19 protein-coding genes are annotated in these 21204 nt (G+C 72.9%); 9 read left to right on the top strand and 10 right to left on the bottom strand.

Going from position 1 to position 21204, the window contains the following annotated elements:
• Positions 1-167: 167 nt before the first annotated feature.
• Positions 168-1199: an aldo/keto reductase gene (locus ABZ234_RS11470; RefSeq protein ID WP_355011916.1), complete on the top strand. Its 1032-nt coding sequence runs from the start codon at positions 168-170 to the stop codon at positions 1197-1199.
• 193 nt (positions 1200-1392) lie between these two features.
• Here ABZ234_RS11470 and gdhA read toward each other — a convergent pair whose 3' ends face one another.
• Together gdhA and ABZ234_RS11460 are read right to left on the bottom strand one after the other, a co-directional pair.
• Complete coding sequence (gene gdhA, locus ABZ234_RS11465; protein WP_267950116.1) at positions 1393-2760, bottom strand: NADP-specific glutamate dehydrogenase; 1368 nt, start codon at positions 2758-2760, stop codon at positions 1393-1395.
• 253 nt (positions 2761-3013) lie between these two features.
• Complete coding sequence (locus ABZ234_RS11460; protein WP_355011915.1) at positions 3014-3499, bottom strand: ester cyclase; 486 nt, start codon at positions 3497-3499, stop codon at positions 3014-3016.
• Positions 3500-3585: 86 nt separating this feature from the next.
• Here ABZ234_RS11460 and ABZ234_RS11455 point away from each other — a divergent pair, with 86 nt between their 5' ends.
• Together ABZ234_RS11455 and ABZ234_RS11450 are read left to right on the top strand one after the other, a co-directional pair.
• On the top strand, positions 3586-4539 hold the full coding sequence (locus tag ABZ234_RS11455) for a LysR family transcriptional regulator (protein ID WP_355011914.1): 954 nt from the start codon (positions 3586-3588) through the stop codon (positions 4537-4539).
• 188 nt (positions 4540-4727) lie between these two features.
• Complete coding sequence (locus tag ABZ234_RS11450) at positions 4728-5780, top strand: Gfo/Idh/MocA family oxidoreductase (RefSeq protein ID WP_352982469.1); 1053 nt, start codon at positions 4728-4730, stop codon at positions 5778-5780.
• A 47-nt stretch (positions 5781-5827) separates the two neighbouring features.
• Here the strand turns inward: ABZ234_RS11450 and ABZ234_RS11445 are convergent, their stop codons facing one another.
• On the bottom strand, positions 5828-7396 hold the full coding sequence (locus ABZ234_RS11445; RefSeq protein WP_355011913.1) for a hypothetical protein: 1569 nt from the start codon (positions 7394-7396) through the stop codon (positions 5828-5830).
• A 314-nt stretch (positions 7397-7710) separates the two neighbouring features.
• Positions 7711-8088 carry a hypothetical protein gene (locus tag ABZ234_RS11440; RefSeq protein ID WP_355011912.1) on the bottom strand — a complete coding sequence of 126 codons (378 nt, stop codon included), beginning with the start codon at positions 8086-8088 and terminating at the stop codon, positions 7711-7713.
• An 84-nt stretch (positions 8089-8172) separates the two neighbouring features.
• On the opposite strand from ABZ234_RS11440, the gene ABZ234_RS11435 reads away from it, so the two are divergent.
• Positions 8173-9006 carry a phosphotransferase gene (locus ABZ234_RS11435; RefSeq protein WP_355011911.1) on the top strand — a complete coding sequence of 278 codons (834 nt, stop codon included), beginning with the start codon at positions 8173-8175 and terminating at the stop codon, positions 9004-9006.
• Positions 9007-9355: 349 nt separating this feature from the next.
• Here ABZ234_RS11435 and ABZ234_RS11430 read toward each other — a convergent pair whose 3' ends face one another.
• The 3 genes from ABZ234_RS11430 to ABZ234_RS11420 all read right to left on the bottom strand — a co-directional run bounded on the left by ABZ234_RS11430 (position 9356) and on the right by ABZ234_RS11420 (position 12207).
• Positions 9356-10219, bottom strand: coding sequence for a DUF1963 domain-containing protein (locus tag ABZ234_RS11430; RefSeq protein ID WP_355011910.1), 864 nt, complete (start codon positions 10217-10219; stop codon positions 9356-9358).
• A gap of 311 nt (positions 10220-10530) precedes the next feature.
• Positions 10531-11436, bottom strand: coding sequence for an NADP-dependent oxidoreductase (locus tag ABZ234_RS11425; protein WP_355011909.1), 906 nt, complete (start codon positions 11434-11436; stop codon positions 10531-10533).
• A gap of 207 nt (positions 11437-11643) precedes the next feature.
• Positions 11644-12207, bottom strand: coding sequence for an XRE family transcriptional regulator (locus ABZ234_RS11420; RefSeq protein ID WP_330159765.1), 564 nt, complete (start codon positions 12205-12207; stop codon positions 11644-11646).
• A 40-nt stretch (positions 12208-12247) separates the two neighbouring features.
• Here ABZ234_RS11420 and ABZ234_RS11415 point away from each other — a divergent pair, with 40 nt between their 5' ends.
• Both ABZ234_RS11415 and ABZ234_RS11410 read left to right on the top strand, forming a co-directional pair.
• Positions 12248-12772 (top strand): N-acetyltransferase family protein, encoded by a 525-nt coding sequence (locus ABZ234_RS11415; protein ID WP_355011908.1) that lies wholly within the window; start codon positions 12248-12250, stop codon positions 12770-12772.
• Between the two features lie 300 nt (positions 12773-13072).
• Positions 13073-14029 (top strand): EamA family transporter, encoded by a 957-nt coding sequence (locus ABZ234_RS11410; RefSeq protein ID WP_355011907.1) that lies wholly within the window; start codon positions 13073-13075, stop codon positions 14027-14029.
• 108 nt (positions 14030-14137) lie between these two features.
• Here ABZ234_RS11410 and ABZ234_RS11405 read toward each other — a convergent pair whose 3' ends face one another.
• Genes ABZ234_RS11405 through ABZ234_RS11395 form a run of 3 tightly spaced genes read right to left on the bottom strand, consistent with a single transcriptional unit; the run spans position 14138 to position 17315 of the window.
• Positions 14138-15466 (bottom strand): ABC transporter substrate-binding protein, encoded by a 1329-nt coding sequence (locus ABZ234_RS11405; protein ID WP_352982461.1) that lies wholly within the window; start codon positions 15464-15466, stop codon positions 14138-14140.
• 18 nt (positions 15467-15484) lie between these two features.
• Positions 15485-16360 (bottom strand): carbohydrate ABC transporter permease, encoded by an 876-nt coding sequence (locus ABZ234_RS11400; protein ID WP_267950128.1) that lies wholly within the window; start codon positions 16358-16360, stop codon positions 15485-15487.
• Positions 16350-17315 carry a sugar ABC transporter permease gene (locus tag ABZ234_RS11395; protein ID WP_267950129.1) on the bottom strand — a complete coding sequence of 322 codons (966 nt, stop codon included), beginning with the start codon at positions 17313-17315 and terminating at the stop codon, positions 16350-16352. Before ABZ234_RS11395 ends, ABZ234_RS11400 begins: the two co-directional genes overlap by 11 nt.
• A gap of 424 nt (positions 17316-17739) precedes the next feature.
• Here ABZ234_RS11395 and ABZ234_RS11390 point away from each other — a divergent pair, with 424 nt between their 5' ends.
• Genes ABZ234_RS11390 through ABZ234_RS11380 form a run of 3 tightly spaced genes read left to right on the top strand, consistent with a single transcriptional unit; the run spans position 17740 to position 21115 of the window.
• On the top strand, positions 17740-19059 hold the full coding sequence (locus tag ABZ234_RS11390) for a Gfo/Idh/MocA family oxidoreductase (RefSeq protein WP_355011906.1): 1320 nt from the start codon (positions 17740-17742) through the stop codon (positions 19057-19059).
• Positions 19056-20273, top strand: a complete 1218-nt coding sequence (locus ABZ234_RS11385; RefSeq protein WP_355011905.1) for a Gfo/Idh/MocA family oxidoreductase — start codon at positions 19056-19058, stop codon at positions 20271-20273. Before ABZ234_RS11390 ends, ABZ234_RS11385 begins: the two co-directional genes overlap by 4 nt.
• Positions 20270-21115: a PmoA family protein gene (locus tag ABZ234_RS11380; protein WP_267950132.1), complete on the top strand. Its 846-nt coding sequence runs from the start codon at positions 20270-20272 to the stop codon at positions 21113-21115. The genes ABZ234_RS11385 and ABZ234_RS11380 overlap by 4 nt, the downstream gene beginning before the upstream one ends.
• Positions 21116-21204 lie beyond the last annotated feature (89 nt).

Below are 21204 nucleotides of genomic sequence, written 5' to 3'. Positions count from 1 at the left end.
GGCGGTCGCGCCCCCCCCCCCCCCGGGCCGGGGGGGGGGGGGGGGGGGGGGGGGGCGCCCCCCCCCCCCCGCCCCGGCCCCCGTGCCCGCCCGGAGCGGGCACGGGAGCGTCGCCGCCGCAGGCGTGTGCCGTGCGGCTGCCGGAAAGGAAGAGGAACCGGATCACTGTGAGAACGCGCGAGCTGGGGCGCACCGGCATCGAGGTCAGTGCCTACTGCCTGGGCACCATGATGTTCGGCCGGGTGGGCAACCCCGACCACGACGAATGCATCCGTATGACCCACCGGGCACTGGACGCCGGCGTCAACTTCGTCGACACCGCCGACGTGTACGGCTACAGCGAGACCGAGGAGATCGTCGGCAAGGCCCTCAAGGGCCGACGCGACGAGGTCGTGCTGGCCACCAAGGTCAACGGCCGGATGGGTGAGGGCCCCAACCGGTACGGCAGCTCCCGGCGCTGGATCATCGCCGAGGTCGAGCACTCGCTGCGGCGCCTCCGCACCGACTACATCGACCTCTACCAGCTCCACCACCCCGACCCCCGGACCGACATCGAGGAGACGCTCTCGGCGCTGACCGACCTGGTGCGCAGCGGCAAGGTCCGCGTCGTCGGCTCCTCGAACCTGCCGCCCTCGGAGATCGTGGAGGCGCAGTGGGTGGCCGAGCGGCGCGCACTCCAGCGGCTGCGCACCGAGCAGCCCACGTACTCCATCCTCAACCGCGGGATCGAGCGGGAGGTCCTGCCGCTCTGCCGCCGCTACGGCCTGGGCGTGCTGACCTGGGGGCCGCTGTCCTCGGGCCTGCTGACCGGCCGCTACCGCAAGGGCGCCTCCCCCGTGGAGAACGCCAGGATGCACTGGATGCCCGAGCACCTGACCGACGAGCGCAAGCTCGACGCCGTCGAACAGCTCATCGTGGTGGCCGAGGAGGCCGGGATGTCCCTGGCCCACCTGGCGATGGCCTTCGTCGCCGCCCACCCCGACGTCAGCTCCGCCATCATCGGCCCCCGCACCATGGAACAGCTGGAGGACCTGCTGGCGGGTGCCGGCGCCGTACTCGGCGACGGCGTCCTCGACAGGATCGACGACATCGTCGCGCCCGGGACCGACATCGGCCCCCTCGACGTCTCCTACGACCCGCCCGCCGTCATCCGCCCGGAACTGCGCAGGCGCCCGGCCGACCAGCGGTCCGCGGCCTGAGACCTGGCCGCGTCCCCGGCGCGGTCCCGGGGGCGGTCGCGCGCTCCTCCGTGCCCGGCCGTCTCCCCGGTCCGCCCGACCGGTCGGCACGGGGGCGGGTCCTCCTGCTCCGGCGGGTTTGCCGCCCGACCGGAGCAGGAGGGCCGCCGCCTCCGTCCTGGGGCCTTTCCCAGGCCCCGGACGGAGGCGGTGCCTAGATCAGGCCCTGGGCGAGCATCGCGCCCGCCACACGCTCGAACCCGGCCACGTTCGCACCGAGCACGTAGTCGCCCGGGGCGCCGTACCTCTCGGCGGCCTCCTCGCACCGGTCGTGGATCCCCGTCATCACCTCGGCCAGCTCGGCCTCGGCGTGCTCGAACGACCACGACGTGCGCCGCGCGTTCTGCCGCATCTCCAGGACGCTGGTCGCCACGCCGCCGGCGTTGGCGGCCTTGCCCGGCGCGAACAGCACACCGGCCTCGCGCAGCACCTGGACGGCCTCGGGGGTGGTGGGCATATTCGCGCCCTCGGCCACCGCCAGGACGCCGTTGCGGACCAGGGTGCGCGCCGATGCCGCGTCCAGCTCGTTCTGGGTGGCGGAGGGCAGCGCCACGTCGCAGGGCACGTCCCACACGTTGCCGCCCTCCACGTAGCGGGCGTCGCCGCGCCGCTCGGCGTACTCGGAGATCCGGGCCCGCTCCACCTCCTTGATCTGCTTGAGCAGGTCGAGGTCGATGCCCTTCTCGTCCACGACGTAGCCGCCGGAGTCGGAGCAGGCGACCACGGTGGCGCCCAGCTGCTGGGCCTTCTCCACCGAGTAGATCGCCACGTTGCCCGAACCGGACACCACCACGCGCCGGCCGTCCAGGCTCCTGCCCGAGCGCTCCAGCATCCGCTGGGTGAACAGCACGTTCCCGTACCCCGTGGCCTCGGTACGGACGCGCGAACCACCCCACTCCAGGCCCTTGCCGGTGATGACCCCGGCCTCCCACCGGTTGGCGAGGCGCCGGTACTGGCCGAACAGGTAGCCGATCTCGCGGCCGCCCACCCCGATGTCCCCGGCCGGGACGTCGGTGTGCTCGCCCAGGTGGCGGTGGAGCTCGGTCATGAACGACTGGCAGAACCGCTCGATCTCGTTGTCGGAGCGCCCCTTGGGGTCGAAGTCGCTGCCGCCCTTGCCGCCGCCGATGCTCATGCCGGTGAGGGCGTTCTTGAAGATCTGCTCGAAGCCCAGGAACTTGATCACCCCGAGGTTCACGCTGGGGTGGAAGCGCAGCCCGCCCTTGTAGGGGCCCAACGCGCTGTTGAACTCCACCCGGAAACCACGGTTGACGTGCACGTTGCCCTGGTCGTCGCGCCACGGCACCCGGAAGATGACCTGGCGTTCGGGTTCGCAGAGGCGCTCCAGGATGCGCTGGTCGGCGTATTCGGAGTGGCGGGAGAGGGCGGGCGAGAGGCTGTCGAGCACCTCCAGGACGGCCTGCTGGAACTCGGGCTCGTCGGGGTTGCGCCGCACCACGTGCTCGTACGCGCTTCGGACCCCCGGGTGGTGCCCGCTGCGGGCACCATCGGAAAACGGCATGCGAGTGCGTTCCCTTCTCACTGCTGGAACGGGCACCCCGCACGCCGTTGTGCCGGGAACCTCGATCGTCGGAGGAATCGGTTCGAGGAGACGGGGCCATGGGCTCATACAGGCCCTGTCCACCCGTGGTGTTGCCAGTGTATTGCCTTGACGTAAACATACTTTTGGGCGCATCGGTGCTTCCCGACCTCTGCCGTCGGCTGCTCCGGACGGTCACCCCTGCCGCGGTGTTCCTGCCGCCGGCAGCGTCCTCTCAGCTGCTGGGCACCGCCGAACCCGGATGGTTGTCGGCACAGCTCTCCCCGGCACCCAGCTGGCGCAGGAGGTGGCGGTTGTCCATACGCACCCACTCCTCGACGAGGCGGCCCCGGCGGTCGAAGCGGAAGATGTTGATCAGGTCGAACACGACGCGTTCGCCATTGGGCGGCAGCGGGCCGACCGGCGACTGGGTGAACTCACGGACGAAGGTGCCCTCGATCCAGGTCTGGCAGGCCAGGTGGTCGCCTTCGGCCACCACGACGCCGCGCCGGATGGACCGGTCGTCGAAGGCCTCGCGCACTGACGCGAAGTAGGCGCTGAGTCCCGCGAAGTCGGACTCGAACCCGTCCGGCCCGTGGAAGCGGAACCCCTCCGTGTCGAAGTACGCCGCGGCCTCGGCGAGATCCTCGCCCGATACCTCAAGCTCGCCGGCGCGAACCAGGCGCGCCACCAATTCGTCACGCGTGGGTTTCTCTGTCATGGCACCAGCCTGCCCTCTCCCAGCCATGACGTCCAACGATGGTTCGGCATCACTTCCATGAGCTACACGCATGCTAATTTCCGGCCATGGCTGAATTCACCCTCACTGGTCTCCGCGTCGTCCACCAGGTCGCCGCCACGGGATCGTTCACCCGGGCCGGCGAGATGCTCGGCTACACGCAGTCGGCCGTCTCCCGGCAGGTGGCCGCGATGGAGGCGGCGGCCGGGGCGCCGCTCTTCGACCGCAGGGGACGCGGCGCAGCACTCACTCCGGCAGGCCGGATCCTCGTACGGCGCGCGGCCGAGGTCCTCGCCGACCTGGCGGCGACCGAGGTCGAACTGGCCGGGCTGCGCGATCCGCTCGCGGGCCGTCTCACGGTCGGCGCCTACCCCACCGCCGCCATGGCGTTGGTCCCCCGTGCGATGGCACAAGTCGGGTCCGCCCATCCGGGCCTCGCCATGGTCCTGGAGGAGGCCTCCTCACCCGCCCTGCTCCGGAGGCTGCGGACCGGTCGGCTGGACGTGGTGATCGTCGGGGTCGGCCGGGACCTGCCGGACTACGACCTGAGCGAGCTCAGGCAGACCGCGGTGCTCAGCGGCGATCTCCTGGTGGCCGTGGCGGACACGCACCGGTTCGCGGGCCGGGCCGGCGTCACCGTGCCGGACCTGGGACAAGAGCACTGGATCGCCGGGACGGGCGCGGCGGGCGAACCGCAGTTCGGGGCCTGGCCGACACTGGCCGACCCCCACATCGCCCACACCGCGCGCGGCTGGTCCACACGCCTCGGGCTGGTCGCAGCCGGGCTGGGCATCACGGTTGTCCCCGACCTGGCCCTACCGGTCCTGCCGCCAGGTGTGGGCGCCGTGACCGTCACCGACAGCGACTGGACTGGCCGGGCGACCGTCGCCCTCACCCGGGCACGCCCCTCCGCCCAGGCACAGACGATGGTGACAGCTCTGCGCGAACAGGCCGCCCGCTTCCACGATGCCTGGCCCCGGGCGGTATCCGCCCGGGGCCAGGCATCACCGCCCCGCCCGTGACGGTCCCGTCCGGCGCAGTGACAGCGAATACGCGTTGCTCTGCCATGCGGTGCCCCGGCCGGAGACCGACCGAACCGGGGCAGCGGGTACCGCTGGTTTCCGGGCGGACACCCCCCCGAGGGGCGGTTGCCGTTCGTCGGCGGGGAAAACCCGTTGTCCGCCCCGGCGGCTCCCGGGAGGATGCCCCCATGCGCATGGGAGTGGTGGGACTGGGAATGGGGCTGCACCTGGCGGTGTGGGCCGCCAGGGCGGGCATCGACGTGGTCGCGGTCTGCGACCGCGAGGCCGAACCGCGACGGCGGGCGCGCGAGCTGCTGCCCGGCGCGGTCGCCGTCGACCGCTGGCAGGACCTGCTGGACCCCGGCCACCGCCTGGACGGGGTGGTGCTCGCCAACGACTTCGACGCCCACGCCCCGCTGGCGACCGCCTTCCTCGAACACGGCGTCCACGTGCTCTCCGAGGCCGCCGCCTGCGCGAGTGCCGAGGAGGGCCGGGCCCTGGTCGAGGCCGCCGACCGCTCCCGAGCCACCTACTCCTTCGCCGAGAACTACGTGCTCCACCCGCACGTGCGGCTCCTGCGCGAGGCGGTGGAGGCGGGAGAGGTCGGCCGGATCAGCCTGGTGGAGGCCGACTACCTGCACGGGATGTCGCCCGAGGCGCGGGCGGCTCTGATCGGCGACCCCGCGCACTGGCGCGGCAGGATCCCCCCGACCGCGTACTGCACCCACTCGCTGTCCCCGATCCTGGCGATCACCGGGGCGCGTCCCGTCGAGGTCACCGCCTTCGGCGTGGACGAGGCCTCTCCGCGCGAGGCCTCCACCATGGTGGTGCGCCTGTCCACGGGGGCGCTGGCCATCACCCGCAACGGGTTCCTCCAGGGCGAGTCCGACAGCCACTGGAGCTGGGTGTCGGTGCGCGGAACCCGGGGACTGGCCGAGTCGGTGCGCGCCGGGGGCGACCGGGCCTGGTCGGTGCGGGTCCGCCAGGAGGGCTGGACGCAGGAGGACGGCGTGACGCGCGAGGAGGAGCGTGTACCGCCTCCGGTGACCCTGGACGGCGAGCCCCTGGAGCGCGGGACCGAGGGAACGGTCCTGCTGCTGCGGGGCTTTCGCGACACGGTCCTGCACGGCGCACCGCCCCTGGTGCCGGTGCGCGACGCCGTGGCGGCCTCCCTGGTGGGTGTGGCCGGCGCGGAGTCGCTGGCCCAGGGGTCCCGCCCGGTCCCCGTGCCGCAGGTCTGAGCCGCGCCCGCGAGCGCAGGGGGCGCCGCCGCCCTCCCCGACGCCCCTCACCCGGCGGCCCGTCCGCGGAGGAGGTCCAGCCGGCGGCGCACGGAGTCGACCGCGGCACGGGCCGCGGGCGTGGGCGCGCGGCCCTGCCGCCCGGGTGGGCGCACCGGTTCGCGGCGGTCCCCGGAGAGGGAGGCGCGCATGAGCGCGAGGACCGCGGGATCCGTCTCCCCGGCCTCCCCGGCGCCGCCGGTGTCAGGACCGTCCAGCAGGACCCCGGGCGGGTCCTCCGCGGCCCGCACAGGCCCCTCGGGCCCCTCGGACCCCTCGGGCCCGGCGGGACTCCCGGGCGGATCACCGCCCGTGCGGGCCGCCCCCGCACCGGGGCCCCGGTGCGGGTGGAGGATCTCGCCGGGCACGCTCCGGCAGGCCCCGCCGCACACACGGCAGCTCCCGCCCGGGACGTTGCGCACGCCCGGGTGGTCGGGGCAGGTGCGCGGCGCCGCGCCGTCGGGGCCGACGGCGAACCCGGGCGGCTCGGCGAACGCGTCCCCGTCGTCCGGGCGCCGGGGATCGGGTACCCCCTGCGCGAGCCGGGCCGTGCGCGGCGCGGGAGCCCACGGCGGGGCCGGGGCGCCTCCGCCGCGCCGCACGCCCGCGCCGAGGCGGCCGTCCAGGAACCCGCGCGCGTCCTCCACGCCGCCCAGGCGGCGCATGAGCGCCGGGAACGGGCTGCGCAGGGTCTCCGCGCCCTCCAGCAGCGCGCCCAGCTCGGCCGTGCGCATCCCCTGTCCGGCGAGCCGGTCGAGGGCACCGGCCAGGGCCTCGCGGTCCGGTCCGGGGCGGCGCAGCACCGAGTCCGGTATCCGGGCGAGGAGGCTCCGGGCGAGCCCTCGCGGCCCCGGGGCGGTCACCCTTTCCGGTGCGGGGTCCGGCCTCCGTTCCGGAGGACCGTCGCGCGTCGGCGCACCGGGCGTCCCCGTGTCCGGCGCGGGGCCGGGGACCCCTCCCGGGCCGACCACGGGCGCTTGCACCGGCAGGGGACGGACCCCTCGCGCGTACGCCCGGGCGGCCACCCGCCCTGTGGTGGCGCTCCCGCGGACGGAGCGCCGGATCGGGGAGGGGTCTACAGGGGAAAGGTCTGCAGGTCGTTCCGACCTGTCGGCCAGGTCAGGATGAACGGTCGTTCGCACCGGAGGATAGGGGCGGGAGGCCGGGGACAACGGCTCCTCCCCCAGCACCCGGCGCACGCGGTTGACCTCCTCCAGCGCCTGGGCGGTGTACGCCTGCGCCGGGATCAGCAGCTCCAGCACCGGCGGGAGCCGGTCGGGCCACCGGCGCCCGGCGGCGATGTCGGCGCGGAAGAACAGGCGCGCCTGCGACGGGCCGAGCCTGCGCACCAGGCCCGCGCCGACGAGGTCGTGGAGCGCCCGTTTGACGGTGGAGGCGCTCATCGTCCCGCCGGAGCGCTCCGCGATCGTGTCGAGGTACAGGTAGCACCAGCGCCCGTCCGCGTCGGCGGCGTCGGCGATGATCGCCGCGACGGTGTGCGCGCGGGTGCTGGGCAGCAGGCCCGCCCTGAGGGCGTCGGTGATCCAGAGCGAGGGCATGAAGCCGATACCGCGCATGGCGCCCGGGGTGCGCCGGCGCGGACCGACGGGCCCCGGCGGGGGCTGCGACGCCTGCGTCGCCGTGTCCGAAGGAGACGACATGCGGGATATGGCCGTGACATCGGGGCCGAGTTGGATACACTCCACCACTAGCCGCCTTCCTGATGAGACCAGGTTGGGGGTCAGAGCCCGGCGCCGGTGTTGGTAGCACCTGTCGGGCTCGACTGCTTTCGGGACCCAGAGTAGTGGAGCGAACACGGGTTCGGGTGCGGCTGTGGAAAACCCTCCCGGCCTTCCTCCGCACGTCCCGGAGCCCTCCGCCCGGGACCGGGTCAGCGGCCCGGTCGGCGCAACCGCGCGCGGAGTCTCCCCAGGCGGTCGGCGTTGCGGCCCCTCCCGCCCTCGGCCCGGGCACGGCGCTCCAGGCCGCACTCGACGTGCACGCCCAGCGGCCCGTCCGGCCACTTGCGCCACACCCCGGGCCTCCTGCGCTCGGCCCGCTCCTGCGCAGCCGCGCCCGAGTCGGCGTCCGCGCCCCCGCGTCCGGCGGCCAGCGCGGTCGCCGCGACCCGCCGGTCGGCCCTCCTGGCGATGCGCTTGGACAGGGGGATGTTGCGGCGCGAACTCTTGTCGTTCTCGCCGTAGTCGTTGCGGCGGTCCCTGGCGTGGCTCAGGGCCTTCTTCTCCTGCGGTGACCTTCGACGCGGCACGAGCCCTCCCCCTCCACCGACCCCGACCGTAGGATTCGACGCATCCCCGTCGCCACAGGTTTTCCGTGCACCCCGAGGAGAGCGATGCCCGCTGCTGCCGGCCCCGACGACGACACCCGCGAAGACGCGCACCGGCTCGACGGCGGGATGATGAACACGGTCTTCCGGCACGGCGGCCGCGTCGTGCGCACCGCCACCCCCGCGTCCCCCGCCCTCCACACCCACCTGCGGGCCCTGGCCGACACCGGCTACCGGGGCGCCCCGCTCCCCCTCCGGCTGCGCGGGGACGGCCGCGAGGAGCTGACCTTCGTGGAGGGCGACGTGGCCCTACCGCCCTTCCCCGACTGGGTGCGCACCGAGCCGGCCCTGCGCTCGGCCGCGGCGCTGCTGCGCCGCTACCACGAGGCCGCGTCCCGTGTCGGCGTGGACGCCACCGCGCCGTGGGCCTCGGGGGCGGCCGGGCTGGCCGATCCCGAGGGCGGGCCGATCCTGTGCCACAACGACCCCTGTGCGGAGAACCTCGTCTTCCGCGACGGACGCGCCGAGGCCCTGATCGACTTCGACCTCGCCGCGCCCGGAAGGCCCGTGTGGGACGTGGCCGCCCTGGCCTACTACCTGGTCCCCGCCCTCGACCCGGTCTCCGCCGCCGGGACCTGGAGCGAGGGCGCGGACGTGCCCCGCCGGCTCCGGTCGGCCGCCGACGCCTACGGCCTCGCCCGCGGGGACCGCGCCGCCCTCCCCGGCGTGATCGAGCAGTACACGGCCGTGGCCCGGACGTTCGTGGCGGCACGCGTGGACGGCGGCGAGGAGGCGTTCGTCCGCGGCCTGGAGCGGTCCGGAGGCTGGGACCGCTGGGACCGCCGCCAGACCTGGCTCGCCGAGCAGCGTCCGGTGTTCACCCGGGCCCTCCTCGACTGACGCGGGCGCGGCCCGGTCGGCGTAGGCGACCCGCCCCGGGCCCCCACCGACCCAGGGGGAAGACCCCGGGCAGCAGCACGGCCGGGTTCCGCCACCGTGCCTCCGCCTGGTCGCTGACGTGGTGCGCCCCGCGGGGCCGCAGGTGATCGAAATCCTCAGCGAACGACTCCGAGTTCTCGGGCAAGGCGTCAAGGTCCAGCGCCTTCACGCCCACCTGCCCCGCTTGCTCAGGAAGGACTCTTCATGACCGCGTTCTCAGCTCGTTCTTCACCCTCGACAGGATCGTTTCCTGCCAGGGGTGAAGAACGAGCTGGGCGTCCCGGGGGGGGTAGAGGTGCGTCGAACCTGGTCACGGGGCCTCGAAATTGGTCACGGTGAGTGCCTTGTCCCATCGAGCGGCGGCCAGGTCGCCGTGGCGGATCATGAATTTCGTGTAGTACTCCGTGTAGGTCCGTCCTTCATTGGCGAGCGGCAACCATTCGCTCGCCAACCGGAAAGCGTCCTCGTCCGGATAGGAAAGCCATTCTCCCTTGGCGAGGGTCTTCGCCGTGATGCTGCCGACCGTCGTCTCGTCATCGGCGTACCCGCCGATGGCGAGGTAGGCGCCGGACGACCAGAGGTCGTAGGCCAGGGACCGGAGTTCGTCCAGGTGCGGCAGCTCACGCTCCATGTACCGGGCCAGCTGCTGCTGGAAGGGTGACATGTCGTCCCACTCGAGATCCTCCCAGAACTCGTGCCAGTCCTCTTCGCCCTCCTCCAACCACAGGGGCAGATCGGCTCTGAGTCCGGCGCAGACGTCGATCCGCTCGCTGACACATGCGGAGTCGGGGGGTTCTGCGACCGCGGTTTCGGTGCCGTCCGGTACGTACACGACTCGCGCGTACTGCCCCGGATCGGCCCGCAGTTCGCCGAAGTCCATCTCCTGGTGAACGAAGAAGAGGAGTGTCCCGTCCGCCGGGAGGTCGAAGCCGTCGACCCCCGGCAGCGCCCCACAATCGACGGAGAGGAACAACGGCAACGGAATGTCCTCGGCGGACGGCCACTTCATGCCCACCGGAAGCCGGGGCAACCCGCCGATGTGGCCTACCGGAGAACCATCGCCGCCCCCGGACAATCCGATCGCCAAACGAAGGTGCCGGCTGAACCTGCTGATCTCGTCGTCCGGGATGCCCAACTCAAGTGCTGCCCGACGAAACTCCCCCTGATGATCCATACCCGAGAAGATAAACCCTTTCCGATGCCCGGCCCCCTCACGCGGTCGACGAACCTTCGTCGAACAGGTGCCCGGTCTGCCCCGTCGACACAACCGCTGGGCCGTGATCGAACAGGTGGCCCGCCGTCTGGCCCACAGCCGCGACGCGACAGCAGGCCCGGACGAGCCAGGGCCCTGTTTCCTGTCCCTTCTCGAACACGCTGTCGGTCCGGAAAAGCGCCGTGGGCCTTGGGGCGGTCGGCCTGGCCGATCCAGGCGCGGCAGTGCCGTGGTCGGGCTCCTCCCCGCGGACACGCCCCTGAGCGGACGCGTCAGGGAACCAGGACGATCTTGCCGGAGGACTTCCGCTCCCACTCCCGGTGGGCCTGCGCGGCCTCCTCCAGCCCCATCGCGCGGGAGGCGGGCGGGGTGATCCGCCCCTCGGCCGCGGCCCCCAGCAGCGTTTCCAGGGTCTGCGCGGTCTGGTCCTCCGGTTTGGAGAGGAAGGGGACGCCCAGGTCGAAGGCGGCCGGGTCGGCGAGGGTGACGATCCGGTCCGTACCGCCGCGCAGGGCGATCGCGTCGGGGAGCGCCCCGTGCCCGGCCGCGTCCAGGACGGCGTCCACGCCCCGGGGCGCCAGCGCCCGCACGCGCTGGGCGAGCCCCTCCCCGTAGGGGGTGGCGAGCGCTCCGAGCGCGCGCACCCGGTCCAGGTTCGCGCCGCCTGCCGTCCCGATCACCGTGATCCCGACCTCGACCATGAGCTGGACGGCGATCCCTCCGACACTGCCCGAGGCGCCGTTGACCAGCAGCGTCTCCCCGCGCCGGGGGTCCAGGACGCGCAGCGCGCGGACCGCGGCCTCCCCCGCCACCGGGAGAGCCGCCGCCTCCTGCCAGGTCAGCGCCTCCGGCTTGGCCGTGAAGGTGGACAGCACGGCGTACTCGGCGTATCCGCCGCCGCCTGCGGTCCATCCGGCGACGGCGTCGCCGACGGCCGTGCCCGTGACGCCCTCACCGACCGCGTCCACCACCCCGGCGGCCTCCAGGCCCGGCACGCGCGGTGCGGGCAGCGGCCTGCCCTGCGCCATCAGCCCCGAACGCGCCTTGACGTCGAACGGGTTGACGCCCGCGGCGCGGACGACCACCCTCACCTGACCGGGGCCGGGCTCGGGGACCTCGGACTCCACGACGGTCAGGACGGACGGGTCGCCGTAGTCGGAGAAGCTCACAGCACGCATGGTTCTTCCTTCGGATCTGGGTGTCCGGCCCCGGGGGCGGCGGGAGCACGACTCGGCCCGGAGGCTCACCAGGCCGTCTCGCACCCTACGCACCGGGCCCGCGCCCTCCGCGCCGCGCCACGCCCGAAGACCCCGATCGGCGCCGACCGGTCGAAGGGACGGGGGCCGTCCGCCGTCACCGCACGGCCCGTGCCCCCGGGCGGTCCCTCAGGCGCCGCGCCGGGCGATGACCACCAGGTAGCGGCAGGGGGACCGGCCCGGATTGTGGAACTCGCACGGCTCGGGCGGACCCAGCTGGAGGCAGTCCCCCGCCTCCAGGAGGTGCTCGACGGAGCCCTCGCGGAAGGCGAGCGTGCCGTCCAGGACCCAGATCTGGTGGTGCGTGAAGACGTAGGCCTCCACGGGGAAGGCGACCCTCGCGCCCGCCGGGAGCTCCACCTCGACCAGCTCGATCGGGCCGCCGGAGGTCGGGGAGACCGCCCGGCGCACGTAGCCGGTGTCGGGGTCGGTCCAGGTGGGCTGCTCGTGGGAGCGGGCCAGGCGCCGGTCGCCCTGTTCGGCACGGGAGATCAACTCGGAGAGGGTGATGCCGAGCGCCGCGGACAGGCGCCCGAGGAGGGAGGCCGTGGGCTGGACGTCGCCGTTCTCGATACGGCTGACCATGGTGCGTGAGACGCCGGAGAGTTCGGACAGCGCCGAGGCGCTCAAACCGCGGGAGCCTCGGAGTTCCTTGAGGGTCAGGGCGAGGGCAGAACCCAGTTCGTCGCTCATGTATTCACTATAGTGACAGGCCCGGATTACTATAATGAACATGACTTCGATGCCCACCCTCACCGTCCGCGACGCGACCCCCGCGGACGCCGAGGTCTGCGCCGCGATCTACGCGCCCTACGTCACCGACACCGCGATCACCTTCGAGCTCGACCCTCCCGGTGCGCAGGAGATGGCGGCGCGGATCGCCGCCGCTCAGCGCGAGCACGCCTGGATCGTCATGGAGGACGCCGAGGGCGTCCTCGGCTACGCCTACGGCGGCACGTTCCGCACCCGCGCCGCCTATCGGCGCACGTGCGAGGTCAGCGTCTACCTCGAGCAGGGCCGCCGCCGCACCGGAGCGGGCCGGGCCCTGTACGGCGCCCTCCTGCCCCGCCTGGCCGAGCGCGGCATGCGGGTCGCGGTCGCCTGCATGACCCTGCCCAACGACGCGAGCCTCGGACTGCACCGCGCCCTGGGTTTCGAGGACGTCGGCGTCATGTCGCGCGTGGGCTGGAAGCACGACGCCTGGCACGACGTGGCCTGGGCCCAGCTCGACCTGACCGCCCTCGCCCCCCGGCACTGACCGCGAGGAGGCGCGGCGGCTTCCCCGAGGGCCCTCGACCTTCGAGCCGGCCCGAGCCCGCCATCCGTCTCCCGCAGGCCCGTCGGCCCGTCCGGAGCACCGGGTGCGGGAGGCCCGGCGCGTCGGCCCCGCCGCAGCGGGGGACGAGGCCCCCTCGCGCAGCGCCCGCCAGGCGGGGAACCCACGCTCCCGCCGGGACCGGACAGCCCTCGCGCCGCCGCCCCCTCCCACCGGGGCCGACGCGCCGACCGTATGCTCTGCCCAGATCCCATCTCCCCATGAATCCCCTGGAGCAGCCACGTGTCCGCCCCCTCCGCACGCCACCGCCCCTCCGGGCTGGCGTTCGCGCTCGGCTCAGCGCTCGCCTTCGGCGGCTCGGGCGTGTTCGCCCGCCCCCTCCTCGACGCGGGGATGGACTCCCTGCACGTCACGTGGCTGCGGGTCGCCGGAGCGGCGCTCCTCCTCCTTCCCGTCGCCGCCGCCCACTGGCGGATCGCCCGCCGCCGGCCCCTGCTCGTGCTGGCCTACGGCGTCTTCCCCATGGCGGGGGTCCAGGCCCTGTACTTCGCCGCGGTCGCCCGCATCCCCGTCGGCATCGCCCTGCTCATCGAGTTCCTCGGCCCGGTCCTGGTCCTGCTGTGGCTGAGGGTGGTGCGCCGCACCCGGGTCTCCCCCGCCGCCGTCGTCGGGGTCGTCCTGGCCGTGGCCGGGCTCGGACTGCTGCTGGAGGTCTGGGCCGGCATGCGCCTGGACGCGATCGGCGTGGCCCTGGCCCTGGGCGCCGCCGCCGCGCAGGCGACGTTCTTCCTCCTGGGCGACAGCATGGGGGAGGACACCGACCCGCTCGCCGTCATCGCCTTCGGCTCCCTGGTCGCCACGGTCCTCCTGGGAGCCCTCGCCCGCCCGTGGACGATCCCGTGGGGCCTGCTCGCCGACCCGGTCCCCCTGGGCGGTCTCCACGTGCCCGGCTGGGCCCCGGCACTGTGGCTGGGGCTGGTGTGCACCGCCGTCGCCTACTTCGCCGGCGTCTCCGCGATCCGGCGCCTGTCCCCGCAGGTCGCCGGGGCCGTCGCCTACCTGGAGGTCGTGACCGCGATCGTGCTGGCGTGGGTGCTCCTCGGCGAGGCGCTGACCCCGGTCCAGATCCTGGGCGCCGCGGTCATCGTCACCGGCGCGTTCATCGCCCAGACCGCCGTCCCCGGCGCACCGGCGCCCCCGTCGGAGGTCCGGCGCGCCGACGCCACCGCCTCCCCCTGAGACCCCGCCCGCACCGGTCTGCGGGGCCGTGCAGGACCGCACACGGCGCCGGGCCCGGCGGGAGAGGCATCTCCCGCCGGGCCCGGCCACCACTCGCACCGATCCGGGTCAGGCGCCCCCGGTCGCCGCCTCCACCTCGGACATGAACTGCTCCGCGGCCTCCTCGGGCGTCAGGTTCCCGAACGCCAGGTCGTCGGTGACCCGCTTGGTGATCTCCACGACCTGGCCGGCGCCGATCGGGGGCGGCGGGTTGCCGTCCACGATCGTGCCCTCGATGTCGGACAGGAACACGGCACTGCGCGCGTCCGCCTCCGGCAGCGAGTTGAGGATGTGCGCGCGCACGTCCACGTTCGCGGGCAGGCCCAGGTCGGCCAGGATCAGCTCGGCCGCCGCGTTCTCGTTGAGCATGAAGTCCACGAACCGGGCCGCCTCCTCCGGGTGCTCGGAGGACGCCGCGACGGAGTAGAACATCGCGGGCTTGAAGTACATCCCCGTGCGCTCCCCCTCGGACTCGCCCGGGTAGCGCAGCAGCTCGATCTCCCGGCCGGAGGACTCGCTGATGCCGCCGAGCTGGTTGGTCCAGAAGTGCGCCATCGCGCCCTGGTTCGTGGACAGGACCGACTGGTCGGGACCGCCGCCCTCGATCTCCACGCTCTCGGCCGCCCCCGGCTGGCCGCCGTTCTCCAGCAGCTGCTCGGTGATGCTGAACCACTCCGCCATGGTCTCCTGGGAGAAACCGAGCGAGCCGTCCTCGGCGTACAGGTTCTCGCCCCGCTGACGGGCGAAGATCTGGAACCCGGACTCGTTGTAGGACATGCTCTGCGTGCCCACGGTCTCGCCGTCGGTCGCCTCGCTGATCTGCGCCGAGATCTCGACGTAGTCGTCCCACGTCCACGTCTCGTCGTCGGGCATCTCCACGCCCGCGTCCTCGAACGCCTGCGGGTCGGCGAGGATCGCGTACGCGTTCACGCCGCTGGCGGCGCCGAAGGTCTGGCCGTCCAGGTCGCCGCTCTCGGCCACCAGCGGGTCGATCTTCGACAGGTCCAGCACATCGCTGAACTCGGTGAGGTCGGCCAGCGCACCCCGGTCACCGTACTCGCGCAGGTACCGCTCCTCCTGCATGAGGATGTCGGGAGCGTCGTTGGCCGCGGTGCTCGTGGCCAGCCGGTCCCAGTAGGAGCTCCAGTCGGTGTAGTCCCCGACGATCCGGATGTCGGGGTTCTCGGCCTCGAAGACGTCGATGACCTGCTGCATCGTGGAGTGGCGGTCGTCGGCGCCCCACCAGGAGAAGCGGAGTTCGACGACGCCGTCCTCGGAGCCGGAGTCTCCTCCGCAGGCCGTGACGGCCATCACGAGCGCGGTCGCCGCGGCCGCCAGGGGGAGGAGGGTACTGCGACGGCGGGCCCGGGGGCGCCCGACGCCAGGGGGTGTGTACATGGGTCGATTTCCTTTCGACTACTTGATTCCGGTGGTGGCGATGCCCTTGACCAGGTATCGCTGGCCGGCCAGGAAGAATCCGAAGACCGGGCCGAGTGCCACGACGGACATCGCGAACAGCGGCCCCCAGGACGTCTGGGAGCTGGAGTCGACGAAGGTGCGCAGGGCGACCGGGACGGTGTACATGTCCGGGCTGGTGAGGAAGATCAGCTGGCTGAAGAAGTCGTTCCAGGTCCAGATGAACGTGAAGATCGCGGTGGTGGCCAGCGCCGGCAGCGACAGCGGCATGATGATCTGGAAGAAGATCCTCACGTGACCGCAGCCGTCGATGCGCGCCGCCTCGTCCAGGTCCTTGGGCAGTCCGCGGATGAACTGCACCATCAGGAAGATGAAGAAGCCGTCCGTCGCCAGGAGCTTGGGCACGATCAGCGGAAGGAACGTGTTGATCCAGCCCAGCTCGGCGAACAGGATGTACTGCGGCACGATCACGACGTGGATCGGCAGCATGATCGTGGCGAGCATGACCGCGAAGAAGAGCCGCTTGCCGCGGAACTCCAGGCGGGCGAAGGCGTAGGCCGCCATCGAGCAGCCGACGAGGTTGCCGATGATGGATCCGGCCACCACGACCGCCGAGTTGAGCAGGTAGTGGTGGAACGGGAACTGGAGCGCCGTCCACCCCTCGGTGTAGTTGCCCGGGGTGAAGGTCTCCGGGATGAGCCCGGGGGCGCGGAAGATCTCCGCGGTCGGCTTGAAGGAGCTGGAGAGCATCCACAGCAGCGGGTAGAGCATGATCAGCCCGAACCCGATGAGCCCGATGTGGACGAGCAGCCGTCGTGTGCGTCGGGCCCCGAGGCGCCTGGTGGAGGTCGCGGGGGCCGTTGTCTCAGTCGCCATAGAAGACCCAGTACTTGGAGGCCAGGAAGTTCACCGCGGTGAACCCTCCGATGATCATCAGCAGCAGCCAGGCCATCGCCGAGGCGTAGCCCATGTCGAAGGCGCCGAAGCCGCGCTGGTAGAGGTAGAGCGTGAAGAAGAGGGTGGAGTCCGAGGGGCCCCCGGTGCCGCCGCTGACGATGAACGCCTGGGTGAAGGTCTGGAAGGCGTTGATGATCTGGAGCACCAGGTTGAAGAAGATGATCGGGGTGAGCATGGGAACGGTGATGTTCCAGAACCGGCTCACCGGTCCCGCCCCGTCCACGGAGGCCGCCTCGTAGTACATGGCGGGGATCTGCCGCAGGCCGGCCAGGAAGATCACCATGGGCGCGCCGAACGTCCACACGTTGAGCACGATCAGCGTGCCCAGCGCGTAGTCGGGATGGGAGACCCACCCCTCACCCTGGATCCCGAAGAACCCCAGGACCTGGTTGATCAGGCCCTCGGCGCCGAACACCTGGCGCCACAGGATGGCGATGGCGACGCTGCCGCCCAGCAGGGAGGGCAGGTAGTAGACCGACCGGTACAGGGGCAGCCCCCGCACACCGCGGTCCAGGACCATCGCCAGGGCGAGGGCGAGCGCGAGCTGGAGCGGCACCGACACGAACACGTAGACGAACGTGACCCTCAGCGCGCTGTGCAGCCGGGCGTCGGTGAACATCCGCTCGTAGTTCTCGGCGCCGACCCACTCGTGGTCACCGATGAGGTTGTAGTCGGTGAAGGAGAAGTACAGGGAGGCCAGGAGGGGACCCGCGGTGATGAACACCAGGCCGATGAACCACGGGGCCAGGAAGCCGTAGGCGGCGAGGTTCTCGCGCTTGGCGCGGGGGGCCGCGCTCTTTCCGCTGCGGGGGCGCGACGCGGGCGCGGCCTGGTCCTGAGCCGCCGCCCTCCCCCGCTGGAGCAGGGCGCTCACGGCGCGCCGCCGTCCCGGAGGGCCGACGGAAGGCGGCGACCGGTGGCGTTCGGTCCTGGGTTCATGGGGAGCCAATCTCACTCGGAGGGCACGGGCGCTGTGTGTGCGAGAACACGGGGAGAACCGGGCTGAGTAGCCCTGGTAAGCGCTATCCAAGTATTAGGATGTTCAGTTTCTAGCACCGGGTTACATGGGTGTCAACGATTCGTTTCCCCACAAGTGTGATCCACACCCCAGATCGTTACCGTTCGCGCCCCCCTCACAGCGCGGGAACGGGCCGGTGAACGCGCTTCCCGGGATCTTCGCGCACCAAACGCCACTCCAGGTAGCCATGCGAACACGCGTGGATGTGATCGGTTTGGGACGCGGATTTGACCAGTTCGTCGCAGGAGACCCCTGTCGTTTTTTCTGGAAAGCGTTTACCATGCAGCATGTGAACGACACCACTCCACGCAGGTACGCGATCGTCGGCACCGGTTCCCGGGCCCGGATGTACACACGGGCGCTGACCGGCACCCACCGGGACCAGGGACGACTGGTCGCCCTCTGCGACACCAACGCCACCCGGATGGCCGTGCACAACAGCATCGTGACCGAGGCCGGTCTCGACCCCGTGCCGACCTACTCCCCCTCCGACTTCACCCGCATGCTGAAGGAGGAGCGGGTCGACGAGGTCATCGTGTGCACCGTCGACCGCACCCACGCCGACTACGTCGTCGCCGCGCTGGACGCCGGCCTCGACGCCATCACCGAGAAGCCCATGACCGCGGACCTGGAAGGGCTGCGGCGCATCAACGAGGCCCAGGCCCGCACCGGGGGCCGGGTGACCGTCGGCTTCAACTACCGCTACAACCCCGTCCACCGCCAGCTGCGCGACCTCATCGCCTCCGGGGTCATCGGCGAGGTGGGCTCGGTGCACTTCGAGTGGCTGCTGGACCTGCGCCACGGTGCCGACTACTTCCGCCGCTGGCACCGCGACAAGTCCCAGTCCGGCGGACTGCTCGTCCACAAGGCCAGCCACCACTTCGACCTCGTCAACTGGTGGATCGGCGCCCGGCCCACCGAGGTGTTCGCCTGGGGCCGCCTGTTCTTCTACGGCGACGAGAACGGCCGCCGCCACGGCCTCGCGGGCGACTACGAACGCGGACACGGCTCCCCCGCCGCCGAGGCCGACCCCTTCGCCCTGCACATGGGCGACAGCCCCGACCTCACCGCCCTGTACCTGGACGCCGAGCACGAGGACGGCTACCGGCGCGACCTCAACGTGTTCGGCCCCGGCATCACCATCGAGGACGACATGTCGGTGCTCGTCGGCTACGACACCGGAGCCCGCCTGAGCTACCACCTGGTCGCCTACGCCCCCTGGGAGGGCTACCGGATCTCCATCACCGGCAGCCGGGGGCGCCTGGAACTGGACATGACCGAGTTCGACCACACCTCCCCCCACCAGGACGAGTCCACCCCCGTGCGCGGCATGCCCGCCCCCAAGGACCACACCTCGGCCCGCCTCCTCCTGCGCCGCCACTGGCAGGAGCCCGAGGAGATCCCGATCGCGGTCGGCGAGGGCCCCCACGGCGGAGGCGACCAGGTCATGCTCGACTCCCTGTTCGGCGGATCCGACGACGGCATCCGCCCCGACCACGCCGACGGCGGCAATGCCCTGCTCACCGGGCTCGCGGCGAACGCCTCCATCGACTCCGGGGCCCCGGTGAGGATCGCCGACCTGCTCGGGACGGACCGGTGACCGCGCCCCGGGGAGCCGGGGCCGAGGAACGGGCGGGCCGCGCCGGCGGCCCCGTCCCGGTGCTCCTGGTCGGCCTGCACGGCCACGGCCGCTCGCACCTGCGCTCCCTGCTCCCCCTGTGCGAGAGCGGACTCGTCCGGCTGGCGGGCGTCTGCGACAGCCGACCGCCCGAACCCGGGGACGACCTGGAGGGCCACGGCCCGGTCCCCTGGTTCGACGACCTCGGCAGGGCCGTCGACGAGACCGGCGCCCGGATCACCGTCCTGGTCACCCCGATCCACACCCACCTGCCGCTGGCCGGGATCGCCCTGGACCACGGCTCCCACCTGCTGCTGGAGAAGCCCACCACGGCGGGCCTGGCCGAGTTCGAGCAGCTGCGCGCGGCCGTCGACGCCTCCGGGCTCGCCTGCCAGGTCGGCTTCCAGAGCCTGGGCTCCCAGGCGGTCACGGCCGTGCGCGACCTGATCGCCGAGGGAACGGTGGGCCGCGTGCGCGGCATCGGCGGCGAAGGCGCCTGGAAGCGCACCTCCGCCTACTACGACCGGGCCCCCTGGGCCGGGCGCCGCCACCTGGACGGCCGCGACGTCGTGGACGGGGCGCTCACCAACCCGTTCGCGCACGCGGTCGCCACCGCCCTGGCCGTGGCCGGGGCCGCCACCGAGGCGCCCCGGGACGTGGAGCTGGAGCTGTTCCACGCCCACCCCATCGAGAGCGACGACACCTCCTGCCTGCGGCTGCGCACCGCCGACGGAACCGTCATCACCCTCGCGGTGACGCTGTGCGCCCCCGACAGCCAACCGCCGCGCCTGGTCGTGCACGGCGAGCGCGGCCGGATCGAGCTGGACTACACCCTCGACCGGGTCACCCTGCACCGGCCCGGCCGTGCGCCGGCCACCACCGTCCACCCGCGCACGGGCCTGCTGGAGAACCTGGTCGACCACCTGCGCGACGGCGTTCCGCTGCTGGTGCCGCCCGAGGCCACCCGGGGGTTCATGCACGTGCTGGAAGCGGTCCGGCACGCCCCGGACCCGGCCCCGATCCCCCTCGAACACCAGCGGGTGTGGAACGAGGACGACGTCACCCACCGCACCGTCAACGGGATCGGCGCGCTCGTCCACCGCAGCGCGCAGAACCTCGCCCTGTTCTCCGAACTCGCACCCGCGTGGCTCCCCGGGGCCGCGGAGGCGACACCGACCACGAAGGCCCGCCCATGACCGCGTCCCTGTCCCTCAACGGTGCCGTCCTGGCCGTCCAGCGGGACGGTGCCGACATCGACCCCCGGCTCTCGCCCCGCCCCTACCTGCACCCCGTACGCACACGGGGCGGCACGGAGGTCACCGAGCACCTGCCCGCCGACCACCTGCACCACCTGGGGGTCGGCGTGGCCGTCCCCGACGTCTCGGGGGTGAGCTTCTGGGGCGGACGCACCTTCGTACGCGACCGGGGCTCGGTGATGCTCGACAACCACGGCCGCCAGGAGCACCTGGCCTGGGCGGTGCAGAAGGACGCCGAACGGGTCGAGGAGCTGTCCTGGACCGGGCCCGACGGGGCGGAACTGCTGCGCGAGCTGCGGTCCACCCGGGCCTTGGACCTGGACGCCCGCACCTGGGTGCTGGACCTGCGGGTGGAACTGGCCAACACCTCCGGGCGGGACCTGAGCATCGGCAGCCCCGCCACGAACGGCCGGCCCGGGGCGGGGTACGGCGGGCTGTTCTGGCGCGCCCCGCTGGGCGCGCGGCCCCCGGAGGTCACCGGCGCCGGGGGCCTGCGGGGCGAGGAGGCCCTGCACGGATCCCGGGCCGCGTGGCTGGCCCTGGCCGGGGAGGACGGCTCCGGTGCGCCGTGGACGCTCCTGTTCGTCCAGCCCGGCGGGCACCGCGACCCGTGGTTCCTGCGCGCCTCGGACTACCCGGGGGTGGGCCCCGCCCTGGCCTGGGAGGAGCGACTGCCCCTGCCCGGGGGCGGCCGGCTGGAGCGGGGACTGCGCGTGGCGGTGTGCGACGGCCGTCCCGCCGACCCGGCGGCCCTGGCGGAGGCCGTGGGCGCGCTGGACTGAGCGCGGGAGGCCCCGGGGCGGGAGAGCCGGACGGGGCCGGAGCGGCGGCCGTGGGTTCCGAGGGATCGGGGGCGGCCGTCGTGCCCCGG

The organism is Nocardiopsis sp. NPDC006198, from assembly GCF_040613895.1.
GTDB lineage: Bacteria > Actinomycetota > Actinomycetes > Streptosporangiales > Streptosporangiaceae > Nocardiopsis > Nocardiopsis tropica.
Note: the sequence above shows the minus strand (reverse complement) of the source record. Positions and strands in the feature narration are given on the sequence as shown.

Coding starts and splice junctions, on each gene's coding strand:
- ABZ234_RS11420 (WP_330159765.1), bottom strand. CDS start 12,207: ATGAGCGACGAACTGGGTTCTGCCCTCGCCCTGACCCTCAAGGAACTC.
- ABZ234_RS11415 (WP_355011908.1), top strand. CDS start 12,248: ATGACTTCGATGCCCACCCTCACCGTCCGCGACGCGACCCCCGCGGAC.
- ABZ234_RS11390 (WP_355011906.1), top strand. CDS start 17,740: ATGCAGCATGTGAACGACACCACTCCACGCAGGTACGCGATCGTCGGC.
- ABZ234_RS11455 (WP_355011914.1), top strand. CDS start 3,586: ATGGCTGAATTCACCCTCACTGGTCTCCGCGTCGTCCACCAGGTCGCC.
- ABZ234_RS11450 (WP_352982469.1), top strand. CDS start 4,728: ATGCGCATGGGAGTGGTGGGACTGGGAATGGGGCTGCACCTGGCGGTG.
- ABZ234_RS11430 (WP_355011910.1), bottom strand. CDS start 10,219: ATGGATCATCAGGGGGAGTTTCGTCGGGCAGCACTTGAGTTGGGCATC.
- gdhA (WP_267950116.1), bottom strand. CDS start 2,760: ATGCCGTTTTCCGATGGTGCCCGCAGCGGGCACCACCCGGGGGTCCGA.
- ABZ234_RS11405 (WP_352982461.1), bottom strand. CDS start 15,466: ATGTACACACCCCCTGGCGTCGGGCGCCCCCGGGCCCGCCGTCGCAGT.
- ABZ234_RS11400 (WP_267950128.1), bottom strand. CDS start 16,360: ATGGCGACTGAGACAACGGCCCCCGCGACCTCCACCAGGCGCCTCGGG.
- ABZ234_RS11445 (WP_355011913.1), bottom strand. CDS start 7,396: ATGCGCGGTATCGGCTTCATGCCCTCGCTCTGGATCACCGACGCCCTC.
- ABZ234_RS11435 (WP_355011911.1), top strand. CDS start 8,173: ATGCCCGCTGCTGCCGGCCCCGACGACGACACCCGCGAAGACGCGCAC.
- ABZ234_RS11425 (WP_355011909.1), bottom strand. CDS start 11,436: ATGCGTGCTGTGAGCTTCTCCGACTACGGCGACCCGTCCGTCCTGACC.
- ABZ234_RS11460 (WP_355011915.1), bottom strand. CDS start 3,499: ATGACAGAGAAACCCACGCGTGACGAATTGGTGGCGCGCCTGGTTCGC.
- ABZ234_RS11380 (WP_267950132.1), top strand. CDS start 20,270: ATGACCGCGTCCCTGTCCCTCAACGGTGCCGTCCTGGCCGTCCAGCGG.